This is a genomic window from Actinosynnema sp. NPDC023587 (assembly GCF_040640215.1).
GTDB lineage: Bacteria > Actinomycetota > Actinomycetes > Mycobacteriales > Pseudonocardiaceae > Actinosynnema.
The window spans coordinates 343813-356610 of record NZ_JBFABG010000001.1 but is presented as its reverse complement, the minus strand read 5'-3'; the positions used below and the strand labels follow the sequence as shown (position 1 = coordinate 356610).

The 12798-nt window shown below is 72.0% G+C and carries 14 protein-coding genes and 2 riboswitches; of the genes, 6 read left to right on the top strand and 8 right to left on the bottom strand.

The genetic code is table 11. The annotated features are described in order from the left end of the window. Positions 1-3: 3 nt before the first annotated feature. Positions 4-459: a hypothetical protein gene (locus AB0G01_RS01780; protein WP_360938481.1), complete on the top strand. Its 456-nt coding sequence runs from the start codon at positions 4-6 to the stop codon at positions 457-459. Here AB0G01_RS01780 and AB0G01_RS01775 read toward each other — a convergent pair. Continuing rightward, positions 363-1295 carry a threonine/serine dehydratase gene (locus tag AB0G01_RS01775; RefSeq protein WP_360938478.1) on the bottom strand — a complete coding sequence of 311 codons (933 nt, stop codon included), beginning with the start codon at positions 1293-1295 and terminating at the stop codon, positions 363-365. The genes AB0G01_RS01780 and AB0G01_RS01775 overlap by 97 nt on opposite strands. A gap of 934 nt (positions 1296-2229) precedes the next feature. Between AB0G01_RS01775 and AB0G01_RS01770 the strand changes: the two genes are divergently transcribed. Further along, entirely contained in the window at positions 2230-3237 is a 1008-nt protein-coding gene (locus AB0G01_RS01770; protein WP_360938475.1) for a S1 family peptidase, read from the top strand. 94 nt (positions 3238-3331) lie between these two features. Here the strand turns inward: AB0G01_RS01770 and AB0G01_RS01765 are convergent, their stop codons facing one another. Both AB0G01_RS01765 and thiE read right to left on the bottom strand, forming a co-directional pair. Next, positions 3332-4087, bottom strand: a complete 756-nt coding sequence (locus AB0G01_RS01765) for a class III extradiol ring-cleavage dioxygenase (protein ID WP_360938472.1) — start codon at positions 4085-4087, stop codon at positions 3332-3334. Beyond that, positions 4087-4746 carry a thiamine phosphate synthase gene (gene thiE / locus AB0G01_RS01760; RefSeq protein WP_360938469.1) on the bottom strand — a complete coding sequence of 220 codons (660 nt, stop codon included), beginning with the start codon at positions 4744-4746 and terminating at the stop codon, positions 4087-4089. Before thiE ends, AB0G01_RS01765 begins: the two co-directional genes overlap by 1 nt. 43 nt (positions 4747-4789) lie before the next feature. Further along, a riboswitch (TPP riboswitch) is annotated at positions 4790-4901 on the top strand. Between thiE and thiO the strand changes: the two genes are divergently transcribed. The 4 genes from thiO (at position 4899) to AB0G01_RS01740 (ending at position 7379) form a co-directional block, all read left to right on the top strand. Continuing rightward, on the top strand, positions 4899-5900 hold the full coding sequence (gene thiO / locus AB0G01_RS01755; protein ID WP_360938466.1) for a glycine oxidase ThiO: 1002 nt from the start codon (positions 4899-4901) through the stop codon (positions 5898-5900). It overlaps the preceding riboswitch by 3 nt. Next, complete coding sequence (gene thiS / locus AB0G01_RS01750; protein WP_360938463.1) at positions 5897-6097, top strand: sulfur carrier protein ThiS; 201 nt, start codon at positions 5897-5899, stop codon at positions 6095-6097. Before thiO ends, thiS begins: the two co-directional genes overlap by 4 nt. A 1-nt stretch (position 6098) precedes the next feature. Next, a complete protein-coding gene (locus AB0G01_RS01745; protein WP_360938460.1) occupies positions 6099-6857 on the top strand; it encodes a thiazole synthase in 759 nt (252 codons plus the stop codon). A 90-nt stretch (positions 6858-6947) separates the two neighbouring features. Next, positions 6948-7379: a MarR family transcriptional regulator gene (locus tag AB0G01_RS01740; RefSeq protein WP_360938457.1), complete on the top strand. Its 432-nt coding sequence runs from the start codon at positions 6948-6950 to the stop codon at positions 7377-7379. Between the two features lie 331 nt (positions 7380-7710). Here AB0G01_RS01740 and AB0G01_RS01735 read toward each other — a convergent pair whose 3' ends face one another. The 5 genes from AB0G01_RS01735 to thiC form a co-directional block, all read right to left on the bottom strand. Continuing rightward, positions 7711-7851 carry a hypothetical protein gene (locus AB0G01_RS01735; RefSeq protein WP_360938454.1) on the bottom strand — a complete coding sequence of 47 codons (141 nt, stop codon included), beginning with the start codon at positions 7849-7851 and terminating at the stop codon, positions 7711-7713. Between the two features lie 177 nt (positions 7852-8028). Then, entirely contained in the window at positions 8029-8589 is a 561-nt protein-coding gene (locus AB0G01_RS01730; protein WP_360938451.1) for a VanZ family protein, read from the bottom strand. 3 nt (positions 8590-8592) lie between these two features. Next, positions 8593-9444 carry a class I SAM-dependent methyltransferase gene (locus tag AB0G01_RS01725; protein ID WP_360938448.1) on the bottom strand — a complete coding sequence of 284 codons (852 nt, stop codon included), beginning with the start codon at positions 9442-9444 and terminating at the stop codon, positions 8593-8595. Between the two features lie 47 nt (positions 9445-9491). Next, positions 9492-10307 carry a bifunctional hydroxymethylpyrimidine kinase/phosphomethylpyrimidine kinase gene (gene thiD, locus AB0G01_RS01720; RefSeq protein WP_360938445.1) on the bottom strand — a complete coding sequence of 272 codons (816 nt, stop codon included), beginning with the start codon at positions 10305-10307 and terminating at the stop codon, positions 9492-9494. Further along, on the bottom strand, positions 10307-11956 hold the full coding sequence (thiC, locus tag AB0G01_RS01715) for a phosphomethylpyrimidine synthase ThiC (protein WP_360938442.1): 1650 nt from the start codon (positions 11954-11956) through the stop codon (positions 10307-10309). Before thiC ends, thiD begins: the two co-directional genes overlap by 1 nt. After that, a riboswitch (TPP riboswitch) is annotated at positions 11946-12068 on the bottom strand. It overlaps the preceding gene by 11 nt. Between the last annotated feature and the right edge of the window lie 730 nt (positions 12069-12798).

Genomic DNA, 12798 nt, shown 5'->3' with positions numbered 1-12798 from the left:
CGGTTGTTCGAAAACCGGACCTTTGCGCTGGCCAACGCCCTGATCTTCCTGGTCTGCGCGGCGCTGGGCGGGGTCGTGGTGCTGATGGCCCGCCGGCTCCGGGCGTCCCTCGGCTGCTCGCCGCCGGCGGCCGGTCCGACCGGCCCGCCGATCACCTCGACCGTGCTCGCGCCGGCCGCCCGGCCAGGTCGGCCGGCCCAGCGGATCGGGTCGAAGATCCAACTATTCGTCGGACCTCTGCTCGTGGCGGTCGGAATGCCGTTGCTTCGGAGAGCCGAACCGGGAGCGGGGTGCCCGGACGGGGTGCTGCCCGGGGTCGTGGTGCCCGGCCCGGCGGTCGTGGTGGCCCGGTGCGGTGCGGGTCAGCCGGCGAGCAGCCGGAGGTACGCGGCGGGGTCGACGTTGCCACCCGACACGACCGCGACGGTCCGCGCCGGCCAGTCCTCCCGCGCCAGGTAGGCCGCGACCGCGACCGCCCCGCTGGGTTCCGCCACGAGCCGCGACCGGCGCGCCAGTTGCCGGACCGCCTCCCCGATCTCCTCCTCGGTCACCGTCACGATGTCGTCCACCAGGGCCCGGACGTGGGCGAACGTCAACTCGGACGGCTCGGCCCGCAACCCGTCCGCCGACGTGCGCTCCCGGTCCGCCGCCGGCCAGCGCACCAACCGCCCGGCCCGCAGCGACTCGGCCGCGTCCGCCGCGACCTCGGGTTCCACGCCGACCACCCGCGCCGCCGGCCGCAGCGCCTTCACCGCCGCCGCCACCCCGGAGATCAGCCCGCCCCCGCTGACCGGCACCAGCACCACGTCGACCGAGGGCGAGTCCTCGACCACCTCCAGCCCCACCGTGCCCTGCCCGGCGATCACGTCGGGGTGGTCGAACGGCGGGATCAGCGTCGCCCCGCGCTCCTCGACCAGCTCGTGCGCCCGCGACTCGCGCCGCGCCATCGGCACCAGCACCACCTCCGCGCCCCACGCCCGGGTGGCCGCGATCTTGATCGCGGGCGCGTTCTCCGGCACCACGATCACGGCCGGCACCCCGAACGCGTGCGCGGCGAACGCGACCGCCTGCGCGTGGTTCCCGCTGGAGTACGCCACGACCCCGCGCGCCCGCCGCTCGTCGGACAGCCGGGCCAGCGCGTGGTACGCCCCCCGGATCTTGAACGCGCCCACCGGCTGGAGGTTCTCCGGCTTCAGGGACAGCCGGTCGTCGAACCGGAGCAAGGGTGTGCGCACGACCGCCGGGGCGATCAGCCCGGCGGCGGCGCGGATGTCGGCGAGCGTCACGAGTGCCATGAAGACGATCCTCGCCCCGGGCGGGTCGCCCGCGCCGGCGACTTTGCCCGCGCGGGTCCGTCAGGGTCGCTGTGCCGGCCTGTCCCCACTGTGGGCCTCGTCACAATTCGACCTGCCGGTCGGGTACTCGGGCCCGTCGTGCCCTCTTCCCCTGCGGAGCGCCGGCCGATCCGGGTGCACCGAACGGCCGACCCGGGGAGAACACCACGTCACCCACGACCAGCACCACACCTGAACCGACGCCGACCACGGCTCATCGGGTGCGGCGACACCGTCACAGAGCGGACCGGCCACTACTCCGAGCGAAATCGGAGCACCTCCGGTATCACTCTTTTGGCCTAGCGGTGTTCACACTTGGAGGCGGTGAGTGGTCGAAACCCTTACTTCTGGCAAATCAGCCCAAATCGGTGATCGTCTCACTACCTTGAGTGAGAGTTAACTGTCAAACGCTACACAGCGCAGTCAAATGGTCGTGAGCTGTGACACACTCGGCCCTCGGATGGCCCGCAGCGTCATAGGTAACAGGGTCATAACGTCGCTCGAACGGGCGAGTACCGGTCGGTAGAGACCGAGAAAGGGGGCGCTGTGCGGAGGCTGCGAGCGGCGTCCACCCGTACCGGGTTCGACGCGGTGGAGACACCGGGCACGACGGCGAAAAGAAAAGGGGTGGGGCGACCCCTGCCGCCGCCCCACCACCCGTCCCCCTAGAGCCCCCGAGAGCGGTCCCTGCAACCAGGCTCTCGGGTCCCCTGCACCCGAAGATGAGGGAGACGCCTGAATGAACCGCACGAATGCGGCCCGCCTCGCGGTGGCTGCCTTGCTCGCCACCGGCACGGCTTCGGCTCTCAGCGTACCGGCGATCGCGGACCCTGCCGCCCCCCTCGGGGCAACCTCCTCGGACACGGAGAGCTACCCGGCAGGGTTGCTCCAAGCGGTGCAACGCGATTTGGGCCTAAACGCCGAGGAAGCACGCGTCCGACTGGCCAACGACGCCAGGTCGGGTGAACGCGAGGCGAACGCGCGAACTGTGCTGGGCGACACATTCGCCGGGGCGTGGATCAACCCCGAAACCGGCGTGCTGACCGTCGGTGTCACGGACAGTGCCAAGGTCGACGCCGTCCGTGCGGTCGGCGCGGAGGCCGAGGTCGTGCCCTTCTCGCACCGTCAGCTCAACGGCACGAAAGCCGCGCTGGACACCCTCTCCGCACCGGTCTCGGTGACCGGCTGGCGGGTGGACGACGCGAGCAACACCGTCGTGGTGGAGGTCAACCGCCACACCCGCGACGCGGCGGCCGACGCGTTCGTCGCGACCGCCAAGTCGGTCGGCACGGCCGTGCGCGTGGTCGAGGTGGACGAGTCGCCCACCCCGCTCTACGACACCCGGGGCGGCGACGCGTACTACATCGGCGGCGGTGGCCGCTGCTCGATCGGCTTCGCGGTCGGCGGCGGCTTCGTGACGGCCGGGCACTGCGGCCGGACCGGTGCCTCCACGACCGGTGCCAACCGGGTTTCCCAGGGCACGTTCCGGGGCTCCTCGTTCCCCGGGAACGACTACGCCTGGGTGGCGACCAACTCCAACTGGACCTCCCGCCCGTGGGTCAACCGCAGCGGCTCCAACGTGATCGTCAAGGGCGGCACGGCGGCGGCCGTGGGCGCGCAGGTCTGCCGCTCGGGTTCCACCACCGGCTGGCGCTGCGGCACCGTCCAGGCCAAGAACTCCACGGTGAACTACCCGCAGGGCTCGGTGTCCGGCCTCACCCGCACGAACGCGTGCGCCGAACCCGGCGACTCGGGCGGCTCGTGGGTGGCGGGCACCGGCTTCGGCCAGGCCCAGGGCGTGACCTCCGGCGGGTCGGGCAACTGCTCGTCCGGCGGCACGACCTACTTCCAGCCGCTGAACGAGATCCTCAGCGCTTACGGGCTGCGGCTGACCGTCGGCTGACGTCCGGGGTGGCGCGCGGGACCTCCCTGCGGACCGCGCACCACGAGCGGAACACCCCTCGGGCCCTCCCCCCTCGCCCGAGGGGTGTTCCTCGTCAGCCGAACTGCACCGACCGCTTGGACAGCCCGTACCAGAAGCCGTCCACGGTGGTGGTCGCGTCCTGGCCGGCGCTCGCGCCCAGCGACACGAACAGCGGCGCGAAGTGCTCGGTGCGCGGGTGCGCGATGCCGGCGGCCGGTGCCTTGTGCCGGAAGTCCAGCAGGCCGTCCACGTCCTCGGCGGCCAGCGCCCGGCCGGCCCAGTCGTCGAACTCGGCCGACCACTCCGGCGGCCGGTAGTCCGGTCCGACGCGCATGTCCACGCAGCTCAGGTTGTGCGTCATGAACCCGCTGCCGACGATCAGCACGCCCTGCTCGCGCAGCGGGGCCAGCTTGCGCCCGACGTCGAACAGCCGGCGCGGGTCCAGGGTCGGCATCGACATCTGGAGCACCGGGACGTCCGCCTCCGGGAACATCTCCTTCAGCGGCACGTACGCGCCGTGGTCCAGGCCGCGCGCGGCGTCCCGGGCCACCGGCTCGTCGACCAGCGCCTCGACGTTCGCGGCGAGCTCGGGCGCGCCCGGCGCGGCGTAGGTGACCTCGTAGTAGCGCTGCGGGAAGCCCCAGAAGTCGTAGGTGAGCGGCGCGGTCGTGGTCGCGCCCAGGGTGAGGGGTTGTTCCTCCCAGTGCGCGGACACGATGAGGATCGACTCCGGGCGCGGGAGCGTCGCGGACCACGACGCCAGCTCGCCGGTCCACCGCTCGTCGTCGGCCAGCGGGGGAGCCCCGTGGCCCAGGTACAGCACAGGCATCACCCCGCCGACTGTACGCCCTTTAGTTGAATTTTCAACCAGGCTGCGGCGGCCCGGGGGTCGTCGGCCGCCGTGATCGCGCGCACCACCACGACCCGCTCCGCGCCCGCCGCCAGGACCTCCGGCAGCCGGTCCCGGTCGATGCCGCCGATGGCGAACCACGGCCGGTCCGTCGTCCCGGCGGTCGCCCGCACCAGGTCCAGCCCCGGCGCGGGCCGACCCGGCTTCGTCGGCGTCGGCCAGCACGGGCCGGTGCAGAAGTAGTCCACGCCCGGCTCGCCCGCCGCCGCGCGCGCCTGCCCGACGTCGTGCGTCGACCGGCCGATCACCACCTCGTCGCCGACCACCCGGCGGGCCAGTGGCACCGGCAGGTCGTCCTGGCCCAGGTGCAGCACGTCGGCGTCCACCGCGAGCGCCACATCCGCCCGGTCGTTCACCGCCAGCAGCGCGCCGTGCCGCGCGCACGCCTCGGCCAGCACCTCCAGCGCCGCGATCTCCTGCTTGGCTTCCAGTCCCTTGTCCCGCAACTGCACCACGTCCACGCCGCCCGCCAGCGCCGCGTCCGCGAACTCCGCGAGGTCCGGGCGCGCCGGCGTGCAGAGGTACAGCCGCGCGTCGGCGAGCCGCCGCCTGATCTGGGTTCCGTCGAGTCCTGGCACGGCCGCACGGTAACCGCCGGCCGGAATCGTGCGCTACGGTGGACGTGGTCCGCACGGGAGCCCGGAGAACACCGGGCTGAGAGGGAGCGTGGTTCGCTCCGACCGTCGAACCTGATCCGGGTCATGCCGGCGCAGGGAGCGTGAATGCCTTGGTGAGCACGAGTGGGGTGACCGTCCTCGGCGGCGGTGTCATCGGCCTGTCCGTCGCGTGGTTCGCCGCGCGCGACGGGTTCGCGGTCGAGGTCGTCGACCCCGGTTCGCCGCACGGCGGTTCGTGGGTCGCGGGCGGGATGCTCGCGCCGATCACCGAGGCGTGGCCCGGCGACGAGGACGTGCTGGCGCTGGGCGTGGAATCGTTGGCCCGCTGGCCGGCGTTCGCCGCCGACCTCGGCGTCGCGCTGAGCCTGGTCGGCACCCTCGCGGTGGCCACCGACGTCGCGGACGGCGAAGTCCTCGACCAGTTGCGCGCCCACCTGGAGAGCCAGGGGCGCTCGGCCACCCGGCTGACCCGGCGCGAGCTGCGCGCGGCGGAACCGGGCCTCGGACCGTCCGTCCGAAGTGGACTCTCCGTGCCGGGGGACCTCTCGGTGGACAACCGCGACCTGCTGCGCGCACTGCGCGCCGCCTGCGCGCGGCACGGCGTCCGGTTCGCCACCGAGTCCACACAGGACCACGAGATCACGGTCATCGCCGCCGGCGCGTGGAGCCGCGACCTGCACCCCCTGCTGCGCGAGGTGATCCGGCCCGTCAAGGGCGAGATCCTGCGCCTGTCGGCCCGCCCCGGCGCACTGCCACCACCCCGGCACACCGTGCGCGCGCAGGTGTCCAGCCGGCCCGTGTACCTCGTGCCCCGCGCCGGCGGACTGGTCCTGGGCGCGACCCAGTACGAAGCCGGGTTCGACCCGGACGTGACCGTCGGCGGCGTGCGGGACCTGCTGCGCGACGCGGAAGTCGTGTGGCCGGCCATCGCCGAGTACGCGCTCACCGAGTGCGCCGCCGGCTTCCGCGCCGGCAGCCCCGACAACCTGCCGGTCGTCGACTGGCTCGAACCCGGCGTGCTGGCCGCCACCGGCCACCACCGCAACGGCCTGCTGCTCGCGCCCGTCACGGCGCGGCGGGTGCTCGACCTGCTCCGCGAAGGGGGAACCAGGTGAAGGTCCGGGTCAACGGGGAAGAACGCGAGCTGGCCGACGGCGCGACCGTCGCGACCGTGCTCGACCTGCTCGGCGCGCCGGCCTCCGGGGTGGCCGTGGCGCTGGACGGCGAAGTCGTGCCGCGCGCGGCGTGGCCGTCCACCACCGTGCCGGCCGGGTCCGCCGTCGAAGTGCTGACCGCCGTGCAAGGAGGCTGACGTGGACGACCCGCTGATCATCGCGAACCGCGAGTTCGCCTCCCGGCTCGTCATGGGCACCGGGGGAGCGGCGAACCTGGCGGTGCTGGAACGCGCGCTGGTCGCGTCCGGCACCGAGCTGACCACCGTCGCCCTGCGGCGCGTCGACGCCACCGGCGGCGGCGTGCTGGAGTTGTTGCGCCGCCTGGGCATCGCCGTGCTGCCGAACACGGCGGGCTGCCGGGGCGCGGCCGAGGCCGTGCTCACCGCGCGCCTGGCCCGCGAGGCGTTGGAAACCCACTGGGTCAAGCTGGAAGTCGTCGCCGACGAACAAACCCTGCTGCCGGACCCCGTGGAACTCCTCGACGCGGCCGAGCAGCTCGTGGACGACGGCTTCGTCGTCCTCCCGTACACCAACGACGACCCGGTCCTCGCGCGCCGCCTGGAAGACGTCGGCTGCGCCGCCGTCATGCCCCTCGGATCGCCCATCGGCACCGGCCTGGGCATCCGGAACCCGCACAACATCGAACTCATCGTCGCCCGCGCCGGCGTGCCGGTGATCCTCGACGCCGGCATCGGCACCGCCTCGGATGCCGCGCTGGCAATGGAACTCGGCTGTTCCGCTGTGCTGTTGGCCACTGCCGTGACCCGGGCCCAGGACCCGCTCCGGATGGCCGCCGCGATGCGCTCGGCCGTGGAAGCCGGCAGGTTGGCCCGCTTGGCCGGCCGGATACCCCAGCGGTTCTGGGCCCGTGCGTCCAGCCCTGCGCCGGACGCCTGATCCGTTGCCACCCGACGGGCGATGACCGAGGCGCAGGGCATGATGGATGCTTCCAGGTCCACCCGTCGTGCACGCGAGTAGGAGGCCGCTGTGGCTGCCGACCAGGTCGAGGACGCCACCGCCCGGCTGTTCCTCGCGATCGGCAGGCTGTCCCGCTTGCTGCGCCGCACCGGTTCCCCGGGACTGGGCCCCGGCGCGGTGTCCGCGCTGGCGACCCTCGCCCGCTGCGGTCCGATGCGGCTGGGCGACCTGGCGGCCAAGGAGGGCGTGGCACCCCCCACCCTGTCCCGCATCGTGGCCGCGCTGGTCGAAGCCGGCTACGTGAAGCGCGACCCGGACCCGCAGGACGGCCGGGCGTGGCTGGCCACCCCCACCCCGGAAGGTGAAACCATGGTCTCGGGCGTCCGCTCGGCCCGCGTGCACGAGTTGCAGCGCCGCATCGAGGAGCTGTCGCCGGAACACCAGGCCGCGCTGGTCAACGCCCTGCCGGCGCTGGAGGAGTTGGTGGGCGAAGCAGGCTGAGCCCCGGCCGGCCCCACGCGGTGCCGCCACCCGACCGGGTGATCATCTCGAAATATGTACGGTAACGGTGTTCCAGATGCTCGGTTTGTATATCGATCCCGCGAACCCCGGAACCGTCCAACCCCACCCACCCAGGCCACCACTCGCCCACGGTCCGCCACCACCCTCCCCACGCCGGAGAGCCGCCCGCATCGCCGACCATGCCGACGACAGCACGACCGCTCCAACCCCGGCCGACCGCTGCGGGGGCAAGCGGGGCGGGAGGCAGGGCAAGGCGGGCAGTGCGAGGTCCATCGCCGCACTGCTGGTTGCTCGCCGTGCTGCTGGCTGCCTACAGCGCTGCTGGCTGCTCGCCGCGCTGCTGGTTGATCACCGCACTGATGGCCGATGCGGACTCACCATGGCCGATGCGGACCGGACCTTGGCCCAGGCGGGCATGGCCGTCCTGCGCGCCGTGCTCCAGGCCGAACACCTGGCGGCAAAGGTGCCCGAGGTGCGTGAGCGGTTCCCGCCCCGAAACCCCGCCACTCCGGCGCGTGTTCGCGGACGTTTTCGGCGGCGTGTCCACGGCGGGCGCGGGTGCGGCGGGCGCGGGTGCGGGTGCGGCGGCGCGGGTGCAGCGGAACTCGGGGCGTCCTGGAGGGCGCGCTCACCTCGTGATTGCCGGGTCCCGGGACGGCTGATCTTCGCGCTTCGTCCGAGGGCCACCCACCACGGCTGCGACCAGCGCACCCACCAGCACCGCGCCCGACGCGCCGACCGTGTTGTTGAGGAAGTCCTGTGCCTCGCACACCCCGAGACCGGTCATGAACTGCACGAACTCCACCGCCGCGCTCAACCCCGCCGACAGCACGAGCACGGTCAGCGGTCGCCGGGTCGCCACCGTCGCGAAGAACGCGAACGGCACCAACATCACCAGGTTCAGCCGCGCCAACGAGCCGGTGAGGGAGAACTTGTTGAGAGTGCACAAGCCGACCGGATCGGTCGTCCACACCCCCGCGTCCAGCACGCCCGGCCGGCCCAACGTCACCGCCAGGGCGAGCGCCAGCCCGCACCCCGCCAGCACCGACATCGCCGGCCGCCAGCCGCGCCACCGCGCCAAGCCCAAGGCCGCCACGCCGAACACGAGGCACCCGAAGAGCATCGCCGCGATCACCTCTGGTCGGCTCAACACCAACTCCGCGATGTGCGCGTCCTGTCGTGTGCTCATGTCCTACTGGACGCGCCAGTTCCACTCCGGTTGGCCCGGCACCGGGAACCGGTAGCGCAGGAGCCGTCCGACGTCCCGAAGCCCCGGCACCTTCGCCAGCACCCGCAACGAGAGCCGGCTCACCGCCGGCAGTTCCGCGACCTCCGGCAGTTCGAGGCTGCGCAGAGCCTCCACCAACCGCAGCCCCCACGGCTCGACGGCGCGCGGATCGTCCAACCCCCAGTGCAGGGTCGCACCCGAGTTGCGCACCGCCGGCACCAGCTTCTGCATCCGGATACCGGCCGACCCGTACACGTCGAACAGCAGTTCGCCGCTCGGAAAGCGCGCCACGATCCGTTCGACCAGGCTCCGGATCTCCTGCTCCCGCAGGTACATCGTCAACCCCTCGAACACGGCCACCGCCGGCCGGTCGGCGGGCACCGCCTCCAGCCACGCCTCGTCCGTCACCGACGACGCCACGAGCCGGTAGTCCCCGTCAGGGGGCGGCAACAGCTTCTGGCGCAGCGCCACCACGTCGGGGTAGTCGACGTCCACCCAGCGCACGCCGTCACCGGGCGCGAGCCGCTGCGCGCGAGTGTCCAGCCCGCACGCCAGGTGCAGCACGGTCGCGGACGGGTTCGCCCGCAGGAAACCGGAAGTCCAGTCGTCCAGGTGTTTCGCGCGCATCGCGATGCCCGACGCCGTGACGGCGCTGATCCCGGCCTTGCGGAAGTCGTAGTCGATCCGGGCGACCGCCTCGGCCGCCGCCCTGTCGTTCAGGATGGGTTTCGCCGCACGACTGTCCAGCGCCCGGCCGTAGAGCGTGGCGAGCATCGTTTCCGGGGCACCGGTCAGGTCCACCTTCTCGCGGTCCACACCGCCACGGTAGTCCTGACCGGCAGCCCCGGCGACCTGTCCGCCCGCTAGACGTTCCCCAAGCGCCACAACGGGGACACCGGCCCCACGCCCCCGCCGAGCGGGTACGCGGCGGCCACCGAGCGGATGATGAACTCCTTGCCGAACCGCACCGCCGTCGGCACGTCCTCGCCCCGCGCCAGCCGGGACGTGATCGCCGATGCCAGCGTGTCACCGCTGCCGTGCGTGTGCTTCACGTCGTAGCGCGGGCCCGGCAGTTCGATGAACGACTTGCCGTCGTACAGGACGTCGAGGCACCCCGGGTCGTCCCACAGGTGCCCGCCCTTGACCAGCACCCACTGCGGCCCGAACTCGTACAGCGCTTCTGCCGCCTTGCGCTGGTCCGCGTGGTCGCGCACCTCGATGCCGGTCAGCAACCGCACCTCGTCCAGGTTCGGCGTCACCACCGTCGCGCGGGGGAAGAGCTCGGTGCGCAGGGCTTCGAGTGCCGCATCGGCGAGTAGCTGATCCCCGTGCATCGACGCCGCCACAGGGTCGACCACGAAGGGGATCGACCGTCCTATGTGGACTTTGTCGCACGCTTCCGCGACCGCTTCGATGATCGCCGCCGACGCCAGCATCCCGGTCTTCGCCGCGTCCACGCTGATGTCCGTCGCGACCGCCTCGATCTGCGCGGCCACCACCTCCGGCGGGATCTCGGTGTACCCGGTGACGCCCAGCGAGTTCTGCACGGTCACCGCCGTCACGGCGGTCATCCCGTGCACCCCGCACGCGAACAGCGTCCGCAGGTCCGCCTGGATGCCCGCACCACCGCCGGAATCCGACCCGGCAATGGTGAGGACGCGCGGCGGCGTCACCGCCATCAGTCGACCACCGGCAGGTAGACCTTGTTGCCCTGGTCGGCGAACTCTGTCGACTTCGCCTCCATGCCCGCCTCGATGGCGTCCACGGTGGACAGGCCGTGCTCCTCGGCGTAGCGCCGGACGTCCTGGGTGATCTTCATCGAGCAGAACTTCGGCCCGCACATCGAGCAGAAGTGCGCCGTCTTGGCGGGTTCCGCCGGGAGCGTCTCGTCGTGGAACGAGCGCGCGGTGTCCGGGTCGAGGGACAGGTTGAATTGGTCCTCCCACCGGAACTCGAAGCGCGCCTTGGACAACGCGTCGTCCCAGTCCTGCACGCCGGGGTGCCCCTTGGCCAGGTCGGCCGAGTGCGCCGCGATCTTGTAGGTGATCACACCGGTCTTCACGTCGTCCCGGTTGGGCAGGCCCAGGTGCTCCTTCGGCGTGACGTAGCAGAGCATCGCCGTGCCCAGCCAGCCGATCTGCGCCGCGCCGATCGCCGACGTGATGTGGTCGTACGCGGGCGCGATGTCGGTGGCCAGCGGCCCGAGGGTGTAGAACGGCGCTTCACCGCACCACTCCTCCTCCAACCGCACGTTCTCCGCGATCTTGTGCATCGGCACGTGACCGGGACCCTCGATCATCACCTGCACGTCGTGCGAGCGCGCGATGTGCGTCAACTCGCCCAGCGTGCGCAGCTCGGCGAACTGGGCCTCGTCGTTCGCGTCGGCGATGGAACCCGGCCGCAGGCCGTCACCGAGCGAGAACGTCACGTCGTAGGTGCGCAGGATCTCGCACAGCTCCTCGAAGTGCGTGTAGAGGAAGCTCTCCCGGTGGTGCGCGAGGCACCACGCGGCCATGATCGACCCGCCGCGCGACACGATCCCGGTGACCCGCCGCGCGGTCAGCGGCACGTACCGGAGCAGCACGCCCGCGTGCACGGTCATGTAGTCGACGCCCTGTTCGGCCTGCTCGATCACGGTGTCCCGGTAGACCTCCCAGGACAGCTTCGCCGGATCGCTGTCGACCTTCTCCAGGGCCTGGTAGATCGGCACCGTGCCGATCGGGACGGGCGAGTTGCGCATGATCCACTCGCGCGTCTCGTGGATGCGCTTGCCGGTGGACAGGTCCATGATGGTGTCCGCGCCCCACCGGGAGGCCCACACCATCTTCTCCACCTCGTCCTCGATCGACGAGGAGACGGCCGAGTTGCCGATGTTCGCGTTGATCTTCACCAGGAACTTCTTGCCGATGATCATCGGTTCGGCTTCGGGGTGCCGCCGGTTGAGCGGGATCACGGCGCGGCCGATGGCCACTTCCTCGCGCACGAACTCGGGACTCATGTTCTCGCGCGCCGCGACGTAGGTCATCTCCGGCGTGATGATCCCGGCCTTCGCGTACGCGAGCTGGGTCACCGCCCCGTTGACCGGCTCACGCGCGGCGACCCAGTCCGCGCGCAGTGCGGGAAGTCCACTGTGGACGTCGATGGTGGCGTCGCTGTCGGTATACGGACCGGAAGTGTCGTAGAGATCGACGTGCTCGCCGTTCGTCAACTCCACCCTGCGACACGGGACCCGCACGCCATCGGCCACCTCGCGGTAGACCTTGTGCGAGCCGGAGATCGGCCCCGTGGTGACGCTGGGTTTCACCGAACGGTCGTCAAGTGCCGTCACGACATTCCTCCCTACGCCGGCATTACCCGGTCAGGTTCAGGCGGTCGGCGGCACCGGATCTCTCCAGCCGCCCTCTCAGCCCGCTGAGGTGCGAGCTCCCGCGATGTTGAGTTGTCCTGCCGACCATAGCCACGTGGCCGTGTCGATGCCAAGGGACCACCGTCCCGACCACTCGCCTGCGACACCGAGCGGTCACCCAAAACCCTGGGGCCTGGGGCCTGGGGCTTGGGGCTTGGGGCTTGGGGCTCGGAACCTGAGACCTGAGACTCGGGACCTGAGACTCGGGACCTGTGACCTGAGATCCGGGGACTGAGATCCGGGGCCTGACATTTGAGACCCGGGACCTGTTCGCCGGTGGCGTGCTTGGAATGGCCGGTTCGCCGAGGGCGAGGGCCTGTCGCGCGGGCCATCGGCGCACCCGGCAGAGCTGGACCGGGTGCTGCCCGGTGGCGTGGGCCCGGTGGCGTGGGCCTGGCGATGCGGGCAGGCGGGGGCGGGCAGGCGGTGCGGCCATAGGGGGCCGGCAGGCGGGGCTGGCGGGCGGCTGGCTAGGGCCGGCGGGTGGCTGGCGGGGGCAGGCAGGCGGCAGGCGGGGGCGGCGTGGCCGGGTGGAGGAGGGACGGAGAGGGACGGGGGAGGGGTGCGGTGGGTGGGGGAGTTGTGGGGGTGCGGGAGGGGTGTTGGTCGATGGGGTGTGGTTCGCGGCTCGATATACAAACCGAGTATCGGCAACAGTGTTTCCGTACGTTTTTCGGGGTTGATCACTCGGTTGGGTGGCGAGTGCGCCTGATGGCGTGGGGAGGGGCTGGGTGTTCGGTGCGGGTTCGACGAGGGGTGTGCGG

Excerpts from the sequence above, each read along its gene's own strand:
- thiD (WP_360938445.1), bottom strand. The coding sequence starts at position 10,307 with ATGGCGGTGACGCCGCCGCGCGTCCTCACCATTGCCGGGTCGGATTCC.
- AB0G01_RS01775 (WP_360938478.1), bottom strand. The coding sequence starts at position 1,295 with ATGGCACTCGTGACGCTCGCCGACATCCGCGCCGCCGCCGGGCTGATC.
- AB0G01_RS01765 (WP_360938472.1), bottom strand. The coding sequence starts at position 4,087 with ATGCCTGTGCTGTACCTGGGCCACGGGGCTCCCCCGCTGGCCGACGAC.
- AB0G01_RS01730 (WP_360938451.1), bottom strand. The coding sequence starts at position 8,589 with ATGAGCACACGACAGGACGCGCACATCGCGGAGTTGGTGTTGAGCCGA.